Origin of the sequence: Arthrobacter sp. OAP107 (genome assembly GCF_040546765.1) — a bacterium.
In the GTDB taxonomy this organism is placed as follows: Bacteria; Actinomycetota; Actinomycetes; order Actinomycetales; family Micrococcaceae; genus Arthrobacter.
Map to the genome: position 1 here is coordinate 2,124,867 of NZ_JBEPOK010000001.1, position 21,816 is coordinate 2,146,682.

The window sequence follows — 21,816 nt, forward strand, 5'->3', positions numbered from 1 at the left end:
ATCCTCGCACGGCCGCGATGGTTTTCCGAGAGTTTCCCACCGGTTTCGGGGGCAATTGCGGGCAAAAGCGCCCAAAAACGCCGGCGGCGCCGCGGGCGCGAAATAGGATGATCCGGGCTCGCACCGGCATAGTTAAGCTCTCTTGGGCTTGCACTGATGGGTTTATGGGTACAGTCACCGCATGAATGCAAGACGGAAACGAACAGGGGCTTGACTTGGCAGGAAATGCAACCTTCCGGCACAGCAACACCGCGCTGCTGTCGGTGAGCAGCGTCGAGGCTCCGCGGATCGTGAGTTCCACGGATTTCGATCGCAGGTTGGCTTCGACCCTGCAGCGGCTGAAGTTTCCGCCGCGGCTGCTGGAGCGCGTAGCCGGCATCACGCACCGGCGCTGGTGGGCCGCCGGGACATCATTCGATGATGCCGCGGTGGAAGCCGGCGCGAAGGCCCTGGCCGAGGCCGGAGTCGAACCGTCCGACATCGGCCTGCTGATCAATACGTCGGTCACGCGGCGCAACCTGGAACCCTCCGTCGCGGTGAAGATCCACCACGGCCTCGGTCTGCCGTCGTCGGCCATGAACTTCGATCTGGCCAACGCTTGCCTCGGATTCGTCAACGGGCTGACCCTGGCGGCCAGCATGATCGACTCCGGCCAGATCAAGTACGCGATGATCGTCAACGGTGAAGATGCCGAGGCAACGCAGGAGGCCACCCTGGCCCGGCTGCAGCGGCCCGAGACCACGCGTGAAGACTTCAACCGGGAGTTTGCCACGCTCACGCTTGGATCCGGGGCTGCCGCAGCGGTCCTGGGCCCGGCGGACCAAAACCCCGGCGCGCACCGGATCGTGGGCGGGGTGATGCGGGCCGGCACCGAGCACCATGAGCTGTGCGTTGGCGGCATCGACGGCATGGCAACGGACACGAAGGGCCTGCTCGACGGCGGGCTGCAGCTCGTGGTCGACGCCTGGCACGAGGCGCAGCCGGAATGGGACTGGGGCTCGATGGACCGGTACGTCACGCACCAGGTGAGCAATGCTTACACGAAGGCCATCATCGACGCGATCGACCTGGACCCGGACAAGGTTCCCATCACGTTCCCGCACTGGGGCAATGTGGGCCCGGCTTCGCTCCCGATGACCCTGGCCGCAGAGGCCCAGACCCTCGAAACCGGCAACCGGGTGCTGTGCATGGGAGTCGGTTCAGGCCTGAACACCGCCATGATGGAAATCGTTTGGTAGCCGCGGGCTGGCCAGGCGTCGACCACGAATGGTCGCGGGAAATCGCTGTGGCCTCAACCTCCGCCGCCGATGTGCCCGGAACCGTTCGCCGCTGGCACCTGCTCGACAACGCTGCCCAGCTCTCCCGCCGTGGCCTCACTCCCGCGGGCACCCTGCTGTGCGTCCACGGGAACCCGACCTGGTCCTACCTGTGGCGGAGCCTGCTCGCAGCCGGATCGGACCCCGTGCATCCGTGGCGCGTAGTGGCAGTGGACCAGCTGGACATGGGGTTCTCCGAACGCACCGGCACATTCCGGCGCCTCGCGGACCGGATCAACGACCTGGGTGACCTGACCGAGGCGCTGGGCCTGGACGGGCCGGTTGTCACGGTGGGCCACGACTGGGGCGGCGTGATCAGCCTGGGCTGGGCGCTGGCGCATCCGCAGCAGCTCGCCGGGGCAGTACTCACCAACACAGCCGTCCACCAGCCCTCCGATTCGGGGATCCCGCCGGCCCTGCGGCTTGCCCTGCACCCCGCGGTGCACGGGTGGGGTACCACAAGGTCGGACGCCTTTCTTCGGGTGACGCACTCGCTGGCGAACCCGCCGCTGCCCGCCGACATCCGGAAGGCCTACATGGCCCCCTACCGTGGCGCCGGGCGCCGGGCCGGCGTCGGGAACTTCGTTGCGGATATTCCGGTGGATGCTTCCCATCCCAGCTTCCCGGCGCTCAGCGGCGTGGCGGAAGGGCTGCACGGGCTGACGGTTCCGGCCCTGATGCTCTGGGGGCCGCGGGACCCGATCTTTTCCGACCGATATCTCAAGGACCTCATCACCCGGCTGCCGCACGCGAAAGTGCACCGCTTCGAAGGCGCCGGTCACCTGGTCGCGGAAGACCGGGACATCGCCACCCCGGTCTTCGAGTGGCTCGCCGAGCTCGGTGGGGACGGAGCCCTTGTCCCGGAGGAGACGAAAGCCGAGGCCGACGGCGTCCCGCCGTTATGGGCGCCACTCACCGAACTGGCGGCAGGAGCCGCCGGCGGGGACACCGCCGTCGCCGAAATGGACGCGGACGGCAACGTCGCCCGCCGGCTCAGCTGGCAGGAACTGGAACGGAGCATCGCAGCCCTCGCGGCGGGGCTGCGCGCAACAGGGGTGGGGAGCGGCAGCCGGGTGAGCCTGATGGTTCCCCCCGGGGCGGACCTGACCGTGGCCCTCTACGCCTGCCTGCGGCTCGGCGCGGTGGTTGTCGTGGCCGACGCAGGCCTGGGAACCCGGGGCCTGAGCCGCGCCGTGAAGGGTGGCACCCCCGATTTCCTCATCGGCATTGAAAGGGCGCTGGCGGCTGCCGCGGTGCTCGGTTGGCCGGGACGCCGGATCAGCGTGCGTGATGTCCCGCCGGCTGCCAAGCGAGTTCTGGGCGCCGAAACCTCCCTTGCCGCCCTTGCCCGGCACGGTTCCGGCCTGAGCCCGGAGGCGCCGTCGCCCGCGCCGCACCCGGACGCCGACGCCGCTGTGCTCTTCACCTCCGGCTCCACCGGCCCCGCCAAAGGCGTGCTGTACACCCACCGTCAGCTGGGCGCGATGCGGGACACTGTGGCGGAAACTTTCGGGATCCGTTCCGGTGCCCGCCTTGTGGCGGCTTTCGCGCCGTTCGCCTTGCTGGGGCCCGCGCTCGGAGCGGTCTCGGTGACGCCGGCCATGGATGTCACCGCGCCCCGAACCTTGACGGCCCGCGCGCTGGCGGACGCCGCCGCAGCCATCGACGCAACAGTGGTCTTCGCCTCGCCCGCAGCGCTGCGCAATGTCGTCGCGACCCGCGGCGGACTGGGCCGGACCGGACACATGGCCATGGGGCGCGTGGAGCTGCTTCTCTCCGCCGGGGCGCCCGTCCCGGAACCGCTCCTGGCCGACGTGCAGCGGCTGCTGCCCCAGGCTTCGCTGCACACGCCGTACGGGATGACCGAGGCACTGCCCGTGACCGACATCAGCCTTGAAGGGATCCGCGGGGCGGAGGCCGATGCCACCGCCGGAACAGTGCCGGGGGCCGGCAACGGCGTGTGCGTGGGCCTGCCGGTGCATGGGGCCCGCGTCGCCGTCGTGCCGTTGGCGGCGGACGGCTCCGCACCCGGGAACGAACCGGTCACGGAGGCCGGAGTGACCGGCGAGATCCTCGTCAGCGCCCCGCATGTCAAGCAAGCCTACGACCGTCTCTGGCTGACCCAGCGCGAGAGCATCCGCACGTCCGGCTGGCACCGCACCGGCGATGTGGGGCACTTCGACGCCGCCGGCCGGCTCTGGGTGGAGGGACGCCTTGCCCACATCGTGACGGCGCCCGGTGGCGTGGTGACGCCGGTGGGCGCCGAGCAGGCCATCGAACGCCTGGACGACGTCGGACTTGCTGCCGTCGTCGGGGTCGGTCCGTCGGGAACGCAGGCCGTCGTCGCCGTCGTCGAGACCGTACCCTCCGCCCGCAAAGCCGGCCCGGCTGCGCCGCTCCTTGCGGGGCGGGTACGGGATGCGGCCCTCGAAACGGGCGTCAGTATCGCTGCCGTGCTCGAAGTCCCGGCCCAGCCCACCGACATCCGGCACAATGCCAAGATCGACAGGACGCGCCTGTCCCGCTGGGCATCGCGCGTGCTGTCCGGCGGCCGGCCGGGAAAGCCATGAGGGTCCTGGTTACCGGTGCAAGCGGGCTGCTCGGCCGGGAGGTGGCCCGGCTGCTGGTCCGCCAGGGCCATGCCGTGGCCACGTTCCAGCGCCGTCCGTCAGGAGTCGACGGCGCTGAGGACTTCTGCGGGTCCGTCACGGACGATCAGGCGCTCGGCCGCGCCATCGCCGGCGCCGAAGGAATCATCCACCTGGCTGCGAAGGTTTCCTTCACCGGCCGTGCCGCGGAGTTCGACGAAGTGAACGTCGAAGGGACCCGCCGTCTGCTGAATGCCGCACGGGCTGCCGGGGTGCGGGACCTGGTCTTCGTCTCCTCCCCGTCGGTGGCCAACTCCGGCGCCGCCATCGCCGGGCTGGGCGCGGAACCGGCTGACCCTGAGCATGCACATGGCGACTATTCCCGCACCAAGGCCAAAGCAGAGTTGCTGGCACTGGCAGCAGACGATCCCGGGTTCCGGGTCGCAGCGGTGCGCCCCCACATTGTCTGGGGCCCCGGCGACACCCAGCTGGTGGAACGCGTCCTCGCACGCGCCGGCCGCGGCCGGCTGCCGCTGCTCGACGCCGGCGCGGCCCTGATCGACACCACCTACGTGGACAACGCCGCCTCGGCGATCGTCGCCGCGCTGCACCGCATCGAACACATTCACGGCCGGGCCCTGGTGGTGAGCAATGGCGAGCCACGCCCGGTTGGCGAGCTGCTGGCAGGCATCTGCGCTGCAGGGGGCGTCACCGCGCCGTCGTGGACTGTTCCGGGCGGGATGGCACGGGCGGTTGGAGCGGTGGTGGAGAAGGTCTGGACCTGGGCCGGCCGGAGCGAGGAGCCGCCGATGACCAGGTTCCTTGCTGAGCAGCTTTCCACCGCCCACTGGTTCGATCAGCGGGAGACCCGCGAACTCCTCGACTGGACTCCTGCCGTCCCGCTGGACGAAGGACTGGCGCGGCTGGCCGAGCACTACGGGTCCCGGCCGCTCAGCCCGCGCCCTCGAAGCTGACCAGCCGCCGGGCCGACGCCTCATCGAGGATCAGGTCGGTCGCCAGCCCGGCGACCAGTGCACCGCGGAGCCCGTTGATCTTGGACGCCCCGGAAACCACGCAGATCCGGCGGCGCACCTGGCGGAGCTGGTCGAGCGATGGTCCGGTGGAGCGTTCGTTCAGTGTGATGCCATCAGATGACCCGTCGCCGCGAAAGAACACCGTGGCCACGTCCCCGACGACGTCGGACTCCGCCAGGGTGACCAGGTCGTCCTCGTCGAGGTACCCGCCCGCGTAGACGTGGCTGGGGTAGTCCGCGTCCACGGAACCCACGCCGAAGATCGCGATGCTCATGCGGGACTGCAAGTCCAGGATGCGCTGCACGCTCCGCTCGTTCCACATCGCGGTCTTCGTTGCCGCATGGTCGAAGAAGGCCGGCACGGGAAACTGTTCAACCCTGGCCCCGTACGCGCTGCCAAAGCGCCGCATGATGTCGCTGGCGTAGGTGATGCCGGTGGTCTGCATATTGCCCGCGCCGTTCAGCTGGACCACCACGCTGTCGTGGGTGATCTTGCGCGTCAGGTGCCGGCTCACCGCGCTGAGGGTGGCGCCCCACGCCACCCCGATGATGGCGTTGGAGTCCACCAGGGGGCCGATGGTGCGTGCTGCCTGCATGGCCACCCGGTCCAGCGTCTCCGCCTCATTCAGTGTGTCCAGGACGGGCACCACGTGCACATCCACCTTGTACTGCGCCCGGATCAGCCGCTCCAATTCAGGTCCGGTGTCCAGCGGACTGCGGATCTGGATCTGTACCAGTCCGGTCTCCCGGGCGGTTGAAAGCAGCCGGGAAACCGTGGAACGGGAGGTCTGCAACTCCCGGGCGATGGCGTCCATGGTCAGGTCCTGCATGTAGTAAAGCTGGGCGGCGCGCAGCGCGTCGGAATGTCGGGGACGGGGCATTCATGGTTCCGTTCTGCACGTTTGTGCATAGTGCTTGACGTTATTTTCCAATAATTCAAACAATAGTGGTGAACGGCCCCGCACCATTCGGTGCGCTGCCCGCAACAAGCCTTTTCGAACCAAACCCAAAGGAGCAGATTTGGGACTCAAGGATTCATCCGGCCATACCAACAGCGCTGCCGCCCCCGGTGCGGAGCGCGAGTCCGTCTCCCGGCTGCGCCAGCGGCCCAATGCCCGGGTCCTGATCATCGGCGGCGGCATCAACGGCGTCGGAACATTCCGCGATCTCGCCCTCCAGGGCGTCGATGTGGCACTGGTGGAACGCGGAGACTACTGCCAGGGCGCCAGCGGTGCCTCGTCGCACATGATCCACGGCGGCATCCGCTACCTGGAAAACGGGGAATTCCGGCTGGTCCGGGAATCCGTGGTTGAGCGCAACAGGCTCCTGCGGATCGCGCCCCACTATGTGAAGCCGCTGCAGACCACCATTCCGATCTTCAGCACCTTCTCCGGTGTCCTGGCCGCGCCCCTGCGGTTCCTGACCCACAAGCAGCAGGGCAAGCCCAAGGAGCGCGGCGCGTTCCTGATCAAGCTGGGGCTTAGCCTCTATGACTCCTTTTCCCGCGACGGCGGCAGTGTCCCCCGCCACCAGTTCCGCACGCGGCACAAGGCGCTGGCCGAACTCCCGATGCTGCACCCGGGCGTCAAATACACCGCCACCTACTTCGACGCGTCCGTGCACAACCCGGAGCGCCTCACCCTGGACGTCCTTCAGGACGGCGAGAAGGCGGGCAGCGCACGTAACTCAGCCAGGGCCAGCAACTACCTCGCCCTGACGACTGTCAGGTCCAACGCAGACGGTTCCAGCACCGCGGTTCTCTGCGACCAACTGACCGGCGAAGAATTCGGCTTCACGGCGGACGTTATCGTCAACACCACCGGGGCATGGGTGGACCTCACCAACCAGGCCATGGGTACCCCCACCACGTTCATGGGCGGGACCAAGGGTTCGCACATCGTCCTGGACCACCCCGGCCTGCTGGCGGCCTGCAAGGGACGCGAGATCTTCTTCGAACACACCGACGGCCGGATCGTGCTGATCTACCCCATGGGTGACCGAGTGCTGGTGGGAACCACGGACGTCGACGCCGACATGTCCCGGGACGCCGTCTGCACCGACGAGGAAATCGACTACTTCTTCGACCTCATTGGGCACGTCTTCCCGGACATCGCCGTGAACCGCGGCCAGATTGTGTACACGTTCTCCGGCGTGCGTCCGCTGCCCCGGCACGACGCCACCCAGCCGGGATTCGTATCGCGGGACTACCGCATCGAACGGCTTGCCCCGGGACCAGGCGCCCCGGGACCAGGCGCCCAGGAGGGCGGCGCCGTCGTGCTCAGTCTGGTGGGTGGCAAATGGACCACCTTCCGGGCCCTGGCCGAACACTTGGCCGGCGACGTCCTCGCCGAACTGGGACTGGAACGGAAAATTTCGACGGCGAAGCTCGCCATCGGCGGCGGCGCCGGGTTCCCGGACAGCGACGCCGGAATCCAGAAGTGGATCAAGGCGCACATGACCGCCACCCGCGATGCCGACCGGACGGCCGGCCTGCTGACCAGGTACGGCACCCGCGCAGAGGAAGTCATCAGCTATCTCGACGCCGGCGAAGACCGGCTGCTGCGCTCCACCCGGGAGCTCAGTGTCAGGGAACTGCAGTTCATGGCTGCCCGCGAACAGGTAGGGCACCTGGTGGACGTGCTGATCCGGCGCACCTCGCTCGCCTTCCGCGGCCTGGTCACCGGAGAGCTGCTGAACGATGTTGCTGAGGCCTTGGCCGAGCCGCTCGGCTGGGATGCGGCAGGAGTTGCCGCGGAGATCAACCACGCCCAGGAGGTGCTGAAGCGATACCACGGCGTCGAGGTCCACAGCCTCGTCGCTTAGCGGGAAACCGTCCTTCAACACGCGAAGGACTGACAACAGAAAATAGAGGAGTCAAAGATGTCTCTTGGATTGGTTTTTCTTTCCGAAGTTTTCGGAACCGCCATGCTGACCCTGCTGGGTTGTGGCGTGGTGGCCAACGTTGCGCTCAAAGGCACGAAGGGCAACAACGGAGGATTCCTGATGGTCACGTGGGGGTGGGGCATCGCCGTCTTCGCCGGCGTGTACGTTGCCGCCCGGTCCGGCGCCCACCTCAACCCGGCCGTCACCACAGGCCTGCTGGTCAACGGCAAGGCCGAATACGCCCCCGGCGTGCCGGTCGACCTCGCGTCCACGCTGACTTACTACGGCGGTGAGCTCTTGGGCGCTTTCCTGGGCGCCGTGTTGACGTGGCTGGCGCACAAGCAGCACTTCGATGCCGAACCCGAGCCCGCCAACAAGCTCGGCGTCTTCTCGACCGGCCCTGCCATCCGTTCCACCCCCTGGAACCTGATCACGGAAATCATCGGCACGTTTGTGCTGGTCTTCGTGATCCTCACCTTCGGCGGAACGCCGTCCGGTCTTGGCCCGCTGGCCGTGGCCCTGCTCGTCGTCGGCATCGGCGTCTCGCTGGGCGGCCCCACGGGCTACGCGATCAACCCCGCCCGTGACCTCGGACCCCGCATCGCCCACGCCATCCTCCCCATCAAGGGCAAGGGGTCCAGCGACTGGAGCTACTCCTGGATCCCGGTAGCGGGTCCGCTCATCGGCGGCATCCTGGCCGGGCTCGTGGGGCTGCTGCCCATTGTGTTCAAGGCAGCCACCTGAACCGCGGCGCCTGATTCAAACGGCACTGATTCACACAGCGCCCTCATAAGCGGCACCCACATCCGAAAACCATATCCATAACCACATCTGTTCAAACTCAAGCACAACGACAAGGACGTCATCATGAGCCAATACGTAATCGCCGTCGACCAGGGCACCACCAGCACCCGCGCCATTGTCTTCGACCACAGCGGCAGCATTGTGTCCTCCGGCCAGATGGAACACGAGCAGATCTTCCCGCAGGCCGGCTGGGTGGAGCACGATCCCGCGGAGATCTGGGACAACACCCGCGAGGTCATCGGCTCCGCCCTGTCCAAGGCGAACCTGACCCGGCACGATATTGCCGCCGTCGGCATCACCAACCAGCGCGAGACGGCGGTGGTCTGGGACAAGACCACGGGCAAGCCGATCTATAACGCGATCGTGTGGCAGGACACCCGGACCCAGCCCATCGTGGACGAACTGGCGAAGGACGGGGGAGCGGACCGGTTCAAGCAGAAGGTCGGGCTGCCGCTGGCCACGTACTTCTCCGGAACCAAGATCAAGTGGATCCTGGACAACGTCGACGGCGCGCGGGAGAAGGCGGAGGCCGGGAACCTGGTCTTCGGCAACACCGACTGCTGGGTGCTGTGGAACCTCACCGGCGGTGTGGACGGCGGGGTGCACGTCACGGACGTCACCAACGCCTCCAGGACCATGTTCATGGACCTCGACACGCTGCAGTGGGACCAGGAAATCCTGGGCATCTTCGGTGTTCCAGCGTCCATGATGCCCGCCATCAAGTCCTCCTCCGAGGTCTACGGCACGGTCCACACCTCGCAGCTGCTGCGGGAGGTGCCGGTGGCCGGCATCCTCGGCGACCAGCAGGCAGCCACCTTCGGCCAGGCAGCGTTCGAGACCGGCGAAGCCAAGAACACCTACGGCACCGGATGCTTCCTGATCTTCAACACCGGCGAGGAGATCGTCCACTCCAAGAACGGGCTGCTGACCACTGTCGGCTACAAGCTGGGCGACGCGGCGCCGCACTATGCGCTGGAAGGGTCGATCGCCGTCACGGGTTCGCTCATCCAGTGGCTGCGGGACAACCTCAACATGATCAGCAGCGCCCCCGAGGTGGAGTCCCTCGCCGCTTCGGTCAAGGACAACGGCGGCGTGTACATCGTGCCGGCGTTCTCCGGCCTCTTCGCGCCCTACTGGCGGTCGGACGCGCGCGGCGCCATCGTGGGCCTGACCAGGTTCGTCAACAAGAGCCACATCGCCAGGGCCGCGCTTGAGGCCACGGCCTTCCAGACCCGCGAGGTGCTGGATGCGGTCAACGCGGACTCGGGCGTTCCGCTCACCGAACTGAAGGTCGACGGCGGGATGGTCGCCAACGATGCCCTCATGCAGTTCCAGGCGGACATCCTCGGCGTTCCGGTCATCCGCCCGAAGGTAGTGGAAACGACGGCGCTTGGCGCGGCGTACGCGGCGGGCCTCGCCGTCGGCTTCTGGAAGGACCTCGGCGAGCTGTCCGCGAACTGGTCCGAGGACAAGCGCTGGGAGCCGAACATGGATACAGAGGAGCGGGAACGGCAGCTGCGGCTCTGGAGGAAGGCCGTCACCAAGTCCATGGACTGGGTCGACGCCGACGTGAGGTAGGCTTCCGCGTCCAGCTCCAGAGAGGAGGCCGCACCCGCCCGCTTCGCGGTGCCCACCACACCTTGGCGGGTGCGGGCTCCTCTCTTCCGCGGCGTCTGCCACTCAGCCGCTCGTGGCGACTGGTAACGAGGGGCGGGAGGGTGATTGCGTTGCGCTAGACTGGCTGTATGCGTGCGATCCTTCTGCTTAGCTAGCCGCTTGGTATCCCGAACAAATCCGGAATATCGAGCGGCCGCCCCTCCATGTCGAGGGGCTTTTGTGTGTCCGGGGGAGACCTTCCCGGCGGGCGGCGGGGATCAGACCGTTGTGACAGGACAGAGGTCATGACAGAACAGAAGAGGGCAGCAGTGAGCGTTCAGCCGGAGACCGAAACCGGAACAGCAGCAGGTGGAGCGGAGACGCCCGAGGAGGGCGCGTACAGCTTCGCGGCGATGGAGGCCCGGTGGCCGCAGGTGTGGGAAGACCTGAAGGTCTTTACCCCCGCCGACGACGGATCCCGGGAGCGCCGCTACGTGCTGGACATGTTCCCCTACCCGTCCGGCGACCTTCACATGGGCCACGCCGAGGCGTTCGCCATGGGGGACGTGGTGGCCCGGTACCTGCGCCAGCAGGGGTACGACGTGCTGCACCCGATCGGCTGGGACTCCTTCGGGCTGCCCGCTGAAAACGCGGCGATCAAGCGCAACGCCCACCCCAGCGAGTGGACGTACGCCAACATCGACACCCAGGCCGCTTCCTTCAAGCGCTACGCCATCTCCGCTGACTGGTCACGCAGGCTGCACACCTCCGATCCGGAGTACTACCGCTGGACGCAGTGGCTGTTCAAGCGCTTCTACGAGCGCGGCCTGGCCTACCGCAAGGATTCACCGGTCAACTGGTGCCCCAAGGACCTCACCGTGCTGGCCAACGAACAGGTTGTCAACGGTGCCTGCGAACGCTGCGGCACGGCAGTGACCAAGAAGTCGCTGAACCAGTGGTATTTCAAGATCACCGACTACGCGGACCGGCTGCTGGACGACATGTCCGAGCTGCAGGGGCACTGGCCCGAGCGCGTGCTGGCGATGCAGAAAAACTGGATCGGCCGCTCGGAAGGGGCCCACGTCCGGTTCGTGATCGAGGCGTCTGACGGACGCGGCGAGCGTGAAGTCACGGTTTTCACCACCCGTCCGGATACCCTGTACGGCGCCACGTTCTTCGTCGTGGCCGCCGATGCGCATCTGGCCCTGGACCTGGTTACCCCCGAACACCACGACGCACTCATGGCCTACCGTGAAAAAGTAAAGGCCCTTTCGGACATCGAACGCCAATCCACCGAGCGTGAAAAGACGGGTGTGTTCACCGGCCGCTATGCCATCAACCCGCTGAACGGTGAAAAGCTGCCTGTCTGGGCTGCGGACTACGTCCTGGCCGACTACGGCACGGGCGCCATCATGGCTGTCCCCGCCCACGACCAGCGCGACCTCGACTTCGCCAAGGAGTTCGGCCTGCCTGTGCGCGCGGTACTGGACACCGGCGAGGAGGATCCCGCAGTCTCCGGCAAGGCGACCGCGGGGGAGGGCACCCTGATCAACTCCGGCGTCCTTGACGGGCTGCCCAAGAGCGACGCCATCCCGGAAGCCATTCGGATTCTCGAGCAGCAGGGTACCGGCGAGAAGTTCGTCAACTTCCGGCTGCGTGACTGGCTGCTGAGCCGCCAGCGCTTCTGGGGCACCCCGATCCCCATCATCCACTGTGCTGAGTGCGGGGAAGTGCCGGTCCCCGACGACCAACTGCCGGTTAGGCTCCCCGAGGACCTGCGTGGGGAAGCGCTGTCACCAAGGGGCACGTCGCCTCTGGCTGCAGCCGCAGAATGGGTCAACGTCGAATGTCCGAACTGCGGACGCGCGGCCCAGCGCGACACGGACACCATGGATACGTTCGTGGACTCGTCCTGGTACTTCCTGCGCTTCGTCTCCCCGCACTACACCGACGGCCCGTTCGACCCTGAGAAGATCAATGACTGGATGCCGGTCGGGCAGTATGTGGGCGGCGTTGAGCACGCCATCCTGCACCTGCTCTACGCCCGCTTTTTTACGAAGGTCATTCATGACATGGGCCTCTTGGCAGCGGACGAGCCCTTCAGCGCCCTGCTCAACCAGGGCCAGGTGCTCAACGGCGGCAAGGCCATGAGCAAGTCGCTGGGCAACGGCGTCGACCTCGGCGAGCAGCTGGACAAGTACGGCGTCGACGCCGTCCGGCTCACCATGATTTTCGCCTCCCCGCCCGAGGATGACGTCGACTGGGCGGATGTTTCGCCGTCGGGCTCGGCCAAGTTCCTGGCCCGTGCCTGGCGCCTCGGCCAGGATGTCACCAGCGAACCCGGGGTGGACTTCAGCACCGGTGACCGCGCGCTGCGCTCTGTCACGCACCGGACCATCGCGGATGCCGTGGAGCTGCTGGACAACAACAAGTTCAACGTGGTGGTGGCCAAGCTGATGGAACTGGTCAACGCGACGCGAAAGACCATCGACTCCGGTGTCGGTGGTGCCGATCCTGCCGTGCGTGAAGCCGCTGAAGCAGTGGCCGTCATCCTGAGCCTCTTTGCGCCTTACACGGCGGAGGACCTGTGGAACGTCCTGGGGCACCCGGCGTCCGTCGCCAACGCTGGCTGGCCATCGCACGACGAGGCCCTACTGGTGCAGGAGACCATCACCGCTGTGGTCCAGGTCCAGGGCAAGGTCAGGGACCGGCTCGAGGTGTCGCCGGCCATCTCCGAGGACGAGCTCCGCGAGCTTGCGCTGGCCTCCGAGAACGTCCAGCGAGCTCTCGACGGCCGGGGCATCCGGACCGTCATTGTGCGGGCACCTAAACTGGTGAACATCGTCCCGGCCTAGCAGGGTTACTTGGGCAGCTGGGTTATTTGAGCAGCTTGGACGACTGATTGGCCGGGTTCCGGCCGCCGGCACCGCCGGCGGCCGGAAATAACTGCAGGGGGTTGCGCCGTGATTGACCGAGAGCCGGCAGCCTGGCTGTGGTTAAAGGAGCACCTGGTCCGTCTCCGCCAGGCAACCAGGCCTGGCCACGTCCCGCCCACGGGCGAGCCCGCCGTCGTCGTCCGTACCGCCGTGGTGACGGACTCCGCCGCTGCCCTGCCCGCCGACTGGGTGCGGGCTTTCTCCATCAACGGCCGCCTGGCCGTCATCCCCATGCCCGTCATGGTGGGTGAGGAGATCTACGGCGAGGGCGAGGACGACATCGCCGGAACCATCGCGGTGGCCCTGGCCGCCGCGACACCTGTCAAGACTTCCCGGCCGTCGCCTGGCCAGTTTGAGCAGGCGTACCTGGCCGCCGAACGGCAGGGCTTTGAGTCCGTCGTGTCCATCCACATTTCCGGTGGGCTGTCCGGCACCGCTGATGCCGCGCGCCTCGCTGCCGGCCGGGTGAAGATCCCCGTGGAGGTGCTGGACACCCGCACGGTGGGCATGGCGCAGGGACTCGCCGTCCAGAGCGCCGTGGTGGCAGCGGCGGACGGACGCGATGCCAGTGAAGTGCGTCGGCTCGCCGAGGAGCGCGCGGCACGGTCCAAGGTGTTTTTCTACGTGCCCAGCCTGGAGCAGTTGCGGCGCGGCGGGCGCATCGGCGCCGCGGCTTCGCTGGTCGGGGCCATGTTGGCCATCAAGCCTATTCTGGCGGTCGACGGCGGCAAGATCGTTCCGCTGGAAAAGGTCCGCTCTGCGGCGAAGGCCATTGCCCGGCTTGAGGAGATCGTGGTGGCGGAGGCCGCGGGCCGGCCGCGGGGGGAAGCCCGGCTGGCCGTCCACCACTTCGGCAACCGGCCTGAGGCCGAGCTGCTCGCGGCCCGGCTGGCTGCGAAGCTCCCGGCCCTTCCGCCGGCACAGATCAGCGCGCTGCCTGCAGTCTTGGCGGCCCACGCCGGACTTGGCGTCCTCGCGGTGATCGTGGGGGAAAGCAGCTCGTCCGTGGCTGGTTGCCTCGCGGCCCCCTCCAAGGCCGGCGGCGCCAGCGGCACCGCGGCCGGCATTTAGGGCCTGGATCGGCGGTTCGGGTCGACGGAACCGGCTTCAAGGCGTACAACTGGGGCTGGATCAGCCAAAAATGTCAGTGCCTGGTGAGACGCTTTCGGCATGAAAGAGAACGCAGTAGTGGAGGCGGTGGAGGCCATCGGTGCTTCTGTCTCTACGCTTGCTGTTTTGGCTCGCCGTGGGACCGGCAGGCCGGTCCAGGTAGGCCCTGGCGACGCTGGGGGCGCTGGGGACCAGTCGGATCTTCTCCAGGATCAGGCTGATGCGTACTTGGAGGGGCTGGCGGAGGTGGCCACGTTGGAAGCCCAGGTGGCGGCGCTGAAGGTCCAATTTGCGGCCTGGCTCGCCGCCGCGGACGCCGCGATGGCGCCGCCGGCTGAGAGCCCGTCGGATCGTGTTGTCCGGCAGATGTCACTGACTGCTGAGGTGGCCTGTGCGCTGACCGTCAGCGAAGGGTCGGCGGCCCGGTTGCTGGTCGAATGCGCCAGGCTCAGCACGGATCTGCCGTTGACGCTGGCCGCGCTCGGGGCGGGGACGCTGTCGTGGCAGCACGGGCGGATCATGTGCGACGAAACCGAGGGGCTGGGACGGGAAGCGGCGGCGGCGTTTGATGCGCATTTTTTGGACCCGGACGCGCCGGGGTATGCGCGGGGTTGCCCGGCGGGGGAGCTGACGCCGGCGAGGTTCCGGGCCAAGGCCCGGTACTGGCGGGAACGGCATGATCCGGTCAGCATCGAAAAACGCCACCACAGGTGTGTGCAGGACCGGCGGCTGGAGTATGCCCCGGAGCGGGACGGCATGGCCTGGCTTTCGGCGTATCTGCCCGCGGACCAGGCGGCCGGGATCTGGAACCGCACCACCGCCGCAGCCCGTGCCATGCAGGGGCCGGCCGAAACCCGCACCCTGACCCAGCGCCGGGTCGACGCCGCCGCCGGATGGCTGCTCGGCCCGGCCCCGGGCGTGGGCAGCCCGGCTGACGACCCGTCCACTGGATCCGAGTCGGCCGGGTCTGCGGAATCGGTATCGGCTGGTTCCGTTTTGCCCGGTGGTGTGCCGTCACCGGCGGCGCAGGTCCTGGTCACGGTGCCGGTGTTTTCGCTGCTCGGCCTGTCTGGGGAACCGGCCACTCTCGACGGGTACGGGCCGATCCCGCCGTCCATGGCCCGGCGGCTCGTCGCCGAGGGCGCAACCTCATTCCTCCAGGTCCTCACCGATCCGCGCGACGGTGCACCCCTGGAGATCGGCCGCACCAGCTACCGGCTGACCAAACCGATGCGCCAATGGCTGCAGCTCCGCGACGCCAAATGCTCATTCCCGAACTGCAACAACCACTCCCTGGACAACGACGCCGACCACATCCTCGCCTGGGCCGGCGGCGGCGGTACCGGCGTCGCCAACCTCGGCCAGCCCTGCCCGAAACACCACGGGCTCAAACACACCACGCAATGGAGACCGGCCGGCGCCACCCGCGACACCCCACCGGGCTGGACATCACCATCGGGCCGGACCTACAAGGCCGAGCACCAGGACTGGGAACCACCCACCTGGCCAGAACCAGCGCCAGTCCAGAACTGGCCGGAGCCACCACGCGGCCGAGTCTCGACCGGATCAGCACCTGCTCAAGACTGGCCGGAGCCGCCGGACTGGCCCGACCCTCCAGAGTGTTCGGACGGTACCAATAGCCTCGACGGGTTCGATGCCCAATTCCGCCCGGCCTGGTACCGCGACGACGAACCCTTGGAAGCCCCCGAGGAGCTTGACGTGATCGAGAGCCCGTTTGCTTTCGGCGTCCCGGAACCACCACTGCCGGTTGATCCATGGCCCTACTCGTCATCAGCAGCCTAGGAAAAGGCTGGTCCCAACGCCCCGCCGCAGGCCCTGCCCGCGTCGGGGGCTCAAACCGCTGCCCACTTGTCATGCCCTAGCAGTGCCTGCCCGGCGGTAGTACAGTCTCCCCACCGAGCAAGGAGGCTCCCATGTCCATGCAAGTCCACCACGTCGCCCAGCTTGACCGGGATGTGGCCGACGAAGTCACAAAATGGCTGAAGTACTTGAAGGGCCAAGTGACGAGCGTCCAGTTCCTCACCACCACCATCCCCGATCCCAAGGACCCGGAGAAGTGGCGTGTACAGTACGAGGCGTACATCACCTATCAGCGGTAGTGGAGGCTTTCCACATACGGCATTACGGGACTGTCGGGAAGACTGACCGGTCCCTAGCGTGGTGGATATGTCACACCGGACCGCTGGAGCCTCAGCCAGCGCTGAGCCGCGCGCTGACGAGGAGAGCCCAAGTCCGGGGCGCTCCCGTGGTGGACGTCGCTCCAGGCAGTCGAGGGCAACAGATGGGCGGGCAGCCAGAAGGCTGGCCGCCTCACTCGGGCCGCCTGCCACACCTCGCGTTACAGGTAATGCCGGCTTCACCGTTGATGACGAGCCCGCCCAGTTGCCCAGCGGTGACGCCATCGGACTGCTGGAGGCGGGCACGGGAGCCGGATTCGCCTACGGCAAGAAGTCCGGTTCCGCCGGGCCTGCGGAGTCCGGCGAAGTGGCCGAACCGCGGTTCCGCTGGCGCCTGGGCATTCGAGCCGCGGCATTCGTGGGCGTGCTGTCCCTGATTGCCGGGGCGTTGCTCTGGTGGCAGGTGGCTGCCAATGGACCTGAAGTCCTTCCCCTCAGCTCAGTGACCCACGATTCGGCGGGGAAACCGGGCACCAGCACATCTGATCAACAGGGCGCGGACGGCAGCGGCCCGGAAAGCAGCGAGCCAGGCGGAGTCGGGAAAGAAACTGCGGGCAAAGACACTGACGGGAAAGACGGTGAGCGGACTGGGTCTGACGGGACCAACAACGACGGCGTAGCTGGGAACGTCGTGGTGCACGTCGCAGGAGCGGTGAAGAAAACCGGAGTAGTCCGGCTCGCACGCGGAAGCCGGGTACATGAGGCCATCGCCGCCGCCGGGGGCGCCCGCCCGGAGGCCGACCCCGACCGCCTTAACCTCGCTTCCCCGCTGGAAGACGGCCAGAAAATCTACGTACCGCGCCGCGGCGAGGTGGCACCCGCTGATGCGACCGGTGCCGCGCCAGCGGACAAATCCGGCGCCGCCGGCACGTCAGGAGCGGAGGGCACTACAGGAGCGGGCGGTGCCCCCGATCGAACTGGTGGGCCTGCGGGGAATGGCGGCGGGAAGATCAACCTCAACACCGCCACCGTGGAGGAACTCGGCGAGTTGCCCAGGGTTGGCCCGGTGCTGGCCCAGCGCATCGTCGACTGGCGCACGCAGCAGGGCCCCTTCAAGTCGCCCGAGGAACTGGACGCCGTCGATGGCGTCGGCCCCAAAATGCTGGAAACTCTGCTCCCGCTGGTGACCGTCTGACATGGAGGGCAGGACCGGACCCACGCCCAGCCGGTGGCAGCGGTATGTCCAGGCGGCTGTGGATTTCCCAAGGGCCGACTTCGCAGCAGATGATTTAGGCTTTGGTGATTCCGCCGCTACGGAATCCGTGCCCTCAAAGCCTCCGTCCCAGCCCGGTCCTGCTCATGGCCTCAGCCAGAAAATCCGTGCGGACATCCGTCGTCGTCTGCTCTCAAGTGAACAGAACACAAACGTAACCGAAACGAACCGGCGCCGGACCGATCTTCGCCTTGCCCCGGCCGCGCTGCTCGTGTGGGTCGCCACTGTCGCCGGTCCCTGGCTGACACCAGGCAGCCTTCTGGTTGTGTGGGGTAGCCTCGCGGCGTCTGCCGGAGTGTTACTTGCAACGGTTCTGCGGAGGAAGAAGGCCGGAAGGCGCTGGCGCCGCAGTTTCCTGACCACCCTGACGGCGGCTCTCATGCTGGCCGCGGCCTCGACTGCCCATTCTGCGGTGTCAGCAGCCCAGCGCCACGACGAGCAGCTGGCAGGACTGATCGCCGGGCGGGCGTCAGTTGTGGCGGAAGCCGAGGTCACCGCGTCTCCGCGGGCACTCAAGACCCCGGGCCCCTCCGGCCGTGCCGAACGCTGGGCAGCCGGGGCGGTGGCCCGGTCATTGACCTCCGGAGGCCAGGTCACGCATGCCCATCTGCCGGTGGTCATTATCGGCGGGGAGGAGTGGCAGCATGCAGGCCGCGGGCAGTTGCTGCGGGTCACCGGAAAGCTCCGGCCCCCGGACCCGGGCAGGGTGGAGGCTGCGATCCTGACTGCGTCGTCGCCGCCTGTAAGGCTTGCAGCAGAGCAGGATTGGCAGCGGGCACCGGCCGCCCTGGGCAAGCGGTTCGCCTCAGCTTCGGGGTGGCTGGCCGATGACGCGCGGGGGCTCCTCCCGGGCATGGTCACGGGCGACACCAGCGGCCTCGACGAGGAACTCGAGACAGCCATGAAAACCGTGGGCCTCACTCACCTGACGGCAGTATCCGGCGCCAACTGCAGCCTGATTCTTGGCGCTCTGCTGTTGGCGGCTCGCTCGTTGCGCCTGACCAGGGTTCCAGCCGCAGCCGTCGCACTCACAGGCCTCGGCCTGTTCGTCCTCATGGTGGGTCCCGATGCGAGCGTGCTCAGGGCATCGCTGATGGGTGCCATTGCGTTGGCCTCCCTTGCAGGCGGCCGGGCAGGCCGGGGACTGAGTTTCCTTTGCCTCGCGGTAATTGCCCTGCTGCTCGTGGAGCCGGAACTGGGCGTCAGCTTCGGGTTCCTGCTCTCCGTACTCGCCACTCTGGGGATCATTGTGCTGGGCCGCTGCGTCATGGGCTGGTTTCCAGCAGGCGTGCCGCGCTGGGCGGCGGCAGCTGTTGCCGTGCCCCTGTCAGCCCAGGTGCTGTGCGGACCCGTCATTGTGATGCTGCAGCCACAGTTTTCCACGTACTCACTGCTGGCCAACGTGCTTGTTGCCCCGATCGTAGCGCCCGTCACCATCCTGGGCACGGCTGCTGTGGCACTCCTGCCCCTCGCGCCGTGGCTTGCCACCGTCCTGATCGGCGTTGCCGGCTTATTCGCCGGTGTTGTGGCAGCCGTCGCCCGGTTCACCGCTGGACTTCCCGGCGCCGCGCCGCCCTGGCCGGAGGGCGTGTTCGGGTTGCTGACCATGCTGCTCTTCTCCGTTGTGACATTGTTCGCCGTGTGGATGGCTGCCCACCCTGCGCGGACCGTCAAGCTGGTCTTCGCCGCGCACGCCGGCGTTGTCCGCATCCTTGACCGGCTGCCGGAGGTCAGGCTCCGCCGCGCCGGCCCCAACGATCATGGGAGACTTAGAGTCTGCAATCTGAACTCCGGGAGGAAATACCAGTGGCCGCTGCCCAGCAACGACCGAAGACGCCGGCAGCTAACTCGGCGTCGTGGCGGGACGTAGCCCCCGCTGCGGTCGTCCTGATCACGGGTCCCGAGGAGTATCTCGGCATCCGTGCGATGGACCGTATCCGGACACAAGTGCGTGCGGCGGCTCCGGACGTGGAAGTCACGAGGCTCACTGCCGGCTCGTACGAGGCCGGGGCGCTGGCCATGAATGTCAGCCCGTCACTGTTCGGCGAAAGCAAACTGATAGAGGTTGACGGCCTCGAGGCGATGAACGACGCCTTCCTGGCGGACGCGCTGACCTATCTCAAGCACGTGGAGCAGGACGCTGTCCTCGTGCTCCGGCACGGCGGCGGAACACGCGGCAAGAAGCTCCTCGACGCCGTGAAGGCCGGGGGATGGCCGACTGTCGACTGCCAGCCGCTGAAGAAGGATGCGGAAAAGACCGCCTTCGTCACGGCGGAGTTCAAGGCCGCCGCCCGGCGGATCACGCCGGAGGCAGTCCAGTCACTGGTCAACGCGGTCGGCGCCAACCTGTCCGAACTGGCGGCGGCGTGCAGCCAGCTCATAGCCGACGCCTCCACGGCCGTTGATGCTGACATGGTCGACCGCTACTACGGCGGAAGAGTGGAGGCGACGGCCTTCAAGGTGGCCGACGCTGCGATGGCGGGCAATGGGCCCGTAGCTCTGTCCACCCTTCGGCATGCGCTGGCCACCGGCGCCGATCCGGTGCCGCTGGTGGCGGCACTGGCGGCGAAGCTCCGGACAGTCGCCAAGGTCGCGGGCGCAAAAGGCTCAGCGGCGCAGATCGCCAAGCAGTTGGGCATGCAGCCGTGGCTGGTGGAGCAGGCACAGCGCGACGTCCGGAGGTGGACGCCCGAGGGTCTGGCACGGTCCATCCAGGTCACAGCCGAAGCCGATGCGCAGGTCAAAGGGCTATCGCGTGATCCGGTCTACGCTGTGGAACACGCCGTGACGGTGATCGCGGCCGCTGCCCGCGGGCGTTAGCCCGCGCCGCGAATGGAGCGGCAGGCGCCGCACGCGGAAGGCTCGGAAGCCGCCGGGCTCAGAAGGGAGGGCGGCCGCCGTCGGAAGCCCCGCCGTCGGAAGTTAAAAGAGAAGTGGCCGGCACCAAATGGTGCCGGCCACAAGCATCAGTTCAGATGAACCGGAAAACCTTAGAGTGCGTTGACCTTCTTGGAGATCGCCGACTTGCGGTTTGCAGCGTTGTTCTTGTGCAGAACACCCTTGCTGACAGCCTTGTCCAGCTTACGGCTGGCAGAAACGAGCGCAGTAGTAGCAGCTTCCTTGTCGGAGGACTCAACGGCGGTGTTGACGGCGCGGATGGCCGTCTTCAGCTCGGACTTGACTGCGTTGTTGCGCAGGCGGGCCTTCTCGTTGGTGAGGATGCGCTTCTTCTGGGACTTGATATTTGCCACGTGTGAACTCTCTTTGTAATGCGGAAATGGTCTAGAGGGCTTTCAAGCTGGCCTTGACTGAGCGGCGTGGGGATACCTATGGCGGCCAGCCATCAGTGACCGTCGACCTGCACGGACACACAGCTATAAATATTAGCAGGTCGGAGCCATGTGTGGCCATTCAGTGCGGGGACGGGCGCGTCGGCGTCATTTCCAGCCGTGCAACCGACGCAACTCGTCCGCCACCAGCCTAAACTTCTTCCGCTCCAGCACCGACCCCTCGCGCCGGATGTCGGCCGGGTGAATCTGCAGGACGCGGTCCAGTTTGGCCTCGCTGGGGCGGCCTTGCCTGTCCCACGGCCCGGTGCCGATGTCCACGTAATCGAGGCGGCCGCGCGGGTGGCCGTCGTGGTCCTTGCTGGTCAGCATCAGGCCCAGCAGATACCTGCCGCGGCTGCCCACCAGAAGGACGGGTCGGTCCTTGCCGCGCGAGTAGTCCTCTTCGAAGGGAACCCAGGTCCATACGATCTCACCGGGGTCCGGGCGCCCGTCGAGGGAGGGGGAGTAGCGCAGGGTCGCCGTGCCGGTGAAGTCGCCCGGGTAAGTGCCTGTGACCCCGGCCGGGGGCAGGGGCGTGTTTCCGGACCTGCTGCGGACCTGCGAAGGAGTGCGGGCTGCCGGTTGCCTTAGCACGCCGAGCCAGCGGAGCGAGGCGCGGACGGCGGCGCCGATCGGGGAGAAGTTCAAGGCCATGCGGGCCACCATACCGGCGTGGGCTCCGCAGCGGCTGGACATCCGGTTGTGCGGGCCACGCAAAATGTACTGCCAGCGCCCGGGACGTGGGAGACTAGAGGTTCAGATATTGCGGCAGGCAGCAGGATGGCCAGAGTTCAGCCTGAACAACGCCGC

The 21,816-nt window shown here is 67.4% G+C and carries 16 protein-coding genes; 13 read left to right on the forward strand and 3 right to left on the reverse strand.

The window, feature by feature from the left end:
* Window positions 1-215: 215 nt before the first annotated feature.
* Genes ABIE00_RS09980 through ABIE00_RS09990 form a run of 3 tightly spaced genes read left to right on the forward strand, consistent with a single transcriptional unit; the run spans window position 216 to window position 4,878 of the window.
* Window positions 216-1,238: a 3-oxoacyl-ACP synthase III gene (locus tag ABIE00_RS09980; protein WP_331572762.1), complete on the forward strand. Its 1,023-nt coding sequence runs from the start codon at window positions 216-218 to the stop codon at window positions 1,236-1,238.
* Entirely contained in the window at window positions 1,232-3,886 is a 2,655-nt protein-coding gene (locus ABIE00_RS09985; protein ID WP_354259678.1) for an alpha/beta fold hydrolase, read from the forward strand. The genes ABIE00_RS09980 and ABIE00_RS09985 overlap by 7 nt, the downstream gene beginning before the upstream one ends.
* Window positions 3,883-4,878 (forward strand): NAD-dependent epimerase/dehydratase family protein, encoded by a 996-nt coding sequence (locus ABIE00_RS09990; RefSeq protein ID WP_354259681.1) that lies wholly within the window; start codon window positions 3,883-3,885, stop codon window positions 4,876-4,878. Before ABIE00_RS09985 ends, ABIE00_RS09990 begins: the two co-directional genes overlap by 4 nt.
* On the opposite strand, the gene ABIE00_RS09995 is transcribed toward ABIE00_RS09990, so the two are convergent.
* Window positions 4,856-5,818, reverse strand: a complete 963-nt coding sequence (locus tag ABIE00_RS09995; RefSeq protein ID WP_354259684.1) for a sugar-binding transcriptional regulator — start codon at window positions 5,816-5,818, stop codon at window positions 4,856-4,858. The two genes, ABIE00_RS09990 and ABIE00_RS09995, sit on opposite strands and share 23 nt — an antisense overlap.
* A 139-nt stretch (window positions 5,819-5,957) precedes the next feature.
* On the opposite strand from ABIE00_RS09995, the gene ABIE00_RS10000 reads away from it, so the two are divergent.
* From ABIE00_RS10000 to holA, 10 genes are all read left to right on the forward strand, one after another.
* Entirely contained in the window at window positions 5,958-7,760 is a 1,803-nt protein-coding gene (locus tag ABIE00_RS10000) for a glycerol-3-phosphate dehydrogenase/oxidase (protein ID WP_354259687.1), read from the forward strand.
* A 57-nt stretch (window positions 7,761-7,817) separates the two neighbouring features.
* Complete coding sequence (locus ABIE00_RS10005) at window positions 7,818-8,564, forward strand: MIP/aquaporin family protein (RefSeq protein ID WP_331572752.1); 747 nt, start codon at window positions 7,818-7,820, stop codon at window positions 8,562-8,564.
* A gap of 123 nt (window positions 8,565-8,687) precedes the next feature.
* Complete coding sequence (gene glpK / locus ABIE00_RS10010; RefSeq protein ID WP_354259690.1) at window positions 8,688-10,202, forward strand: glycerol kinase GlpK; 1,515 nt, start codon at window positions 8,688-8,690, stop codon at window positions 10,200-10,202.
* Window positions 10,203-10,549: 347 nt separating this feature from the next.
* Window positions 10,550-13,075, forward strand: a complete 2,526-nt coding sequence (gene leuS, locus ABIE00_RS10015; protein WP_354263315.1) for a leucine--tRNA ligase — start codon at window positions 10,550-10,552, stop codon at window positions 13,073-13,075.
* A 108-nt stretch (window positions 13,076-13,183) separates the two neighbouring features.
* A complete protein-coding gene (locus ABIE00_RS10020) occupies window positions 13,184-14,227 on the forward strand; it encodes a DegV family protein (protein ID WP_354259693.1) in 1,044 nt (347 codons plus the stop codon).
* A gap of 99 nt (window positions 14,228-14,326) precedes the next feature.
* Window positions 14,327-16,069 carry an HNH endonuclease signature motif containing protein gene (locus tag ABIE00_RS10025; protein ID WP_354259696.1) on the forward strand — a complete coding sequence of 581 codons (1,743 nt, stop codon included), beginning with the start codon at window positions 14,327-14,329 and terminating at the stop codon, window positions 16,067-16,069.
* Window positions 16,070-16,200: 131 nt separating this feature from the next.
* Window positions 16,201-16,386: a hypothetical protein gene (locus tag ABIE00_RS10030; protein WP_354259699.1), complete on the forward strand. Its 186-nt coding sequence runs from the start codon at window positions 16,201-16,203 to the stop codon at window positions 16,384-16,386.
* A gap of 283 nt (window positions 16,387-16,669) precedes the next feature.
* Complete coding sequence (locus tag ABIE00_RS10035; RefSeq protein WP_354259702.1) at window positions 16,670-17,599, forward strand: ComEA family DNA-binding protein; 930 nt, start codon at window positions 16,670-16,672, stop codon at window positions 17,597-17,599.
* Between the two features lie 373 nt (window positions 17,600-17,972).
* Window positions 17,973-19,547, forward strand: coding sequence for a ComEC/Rec2 family competence protein (locus ABIE00_RS10040; protein ID WP_354259704.1), 1,575 nt, complete (start codon window positions 17,973-17,975; stop codon window positions 19,545-19,547).
* Entirely contained in the window at window positions 19,484-20,497 is a 1,014-nt protein-coding gene (holA, locus tag ABIE00_RS10045; protein WP_354259707.1) for a DNA polymerase III subunit delta, read from the forward strand. The genes ABIE00_RS10040 and holA overlap by 64 nt, the downstream gene beginning before the upstream one ends.
* Before the next feature lie 170 nt (window positions 20,498-20,667).
* Here holA and rpsT read toward each other — a convergent pair whose 3' ends face one another.
* Both rpsT and ABIE00_RS10055 read right to left on the reverse strand, forming a co-directional pair.
* Complete coding sequence (rpsT, locus tag ABIE00_RS10050) at window positions 20,668-20,928, reverse strand: 30S ribosomal protein S20 (RefSeq protein ID WP_003800822.1); 261 nt, start codon at window positions 20,926-20,928, stop codon at window positions 20,668-20,670.
* 186 nt (window positions 20,929-21,114) lie between these two features.
* Window positions 21,115-21,660 carry a type II toxin-antitoxin system PemK/MazF family toxin gene (locus tag ABIE00_RS10055; protein WP_354259711.1) on the reverse strand — a complete coding sequence of 182 codons (546 nt, stop codon included), beginning with the start codon at window positions 21,658-21,660 and terminating at the stop codon, window positions 21,115-21,117.
* Window positions 21,661-21,816 lie beyond the last annotated feature (156 nt).

Excerpts from the sequence above, each read along its gene's own strand:
- ABIE00_RS10055 (WP_354259711.1), bottom strand. The coding sequence starts at position 21,660 with ATGGCCTTGAACTTCTCCCCGATCGGCGCCGCCGTCCGCGCCTCGCTC.
- glpK (WP_354259690.1), top strand. The coding sequence starts at position 8,688 with ATGAGCCAATACGTAATCGCCGTCGACCAGGGCACCACCAGCACCCGC.
- ABIE00_RS10005 (WP_331572752.1), top strand. The coding sequence starts at position 7,818 with ATGTCTCTTGGATTGGTTTTTCTTTCCGAAGTTTTCGGAACCGCCATG.
- ABIE00_RS10025 (WP_354259696.1), top strand. The coding sequence starts at position 14,327 with ATGAAAGAGAACGCAGTAGTGGAGGCGGTGGAGGCCATCGGTGCTTCT.
- ABIE00_RS09995 (WP_354259684.1), bottom strand. The coding sequence starts at position 5,818 with ATGCCCCGTCCCCGACATTCCGACGCGCTGCGCGCCGCCCAGCTTTAC.
- ABIE00_RS09990 (WP_354259681.1), top strand. The coding sequence starts at position 3,883 with ATGAGGGTCCTGGTTACCGGTGCAAGCGGGCTGCTCGGCCGGGAGGTG.
- ABIE00_RS10030 (WP_354259699.1), top strand. The coding sequence starts at position 16,201 with ATGTCCATGCAAGTCCACCACGTCGCCCAGCTTGACCGGGATGTGGCC.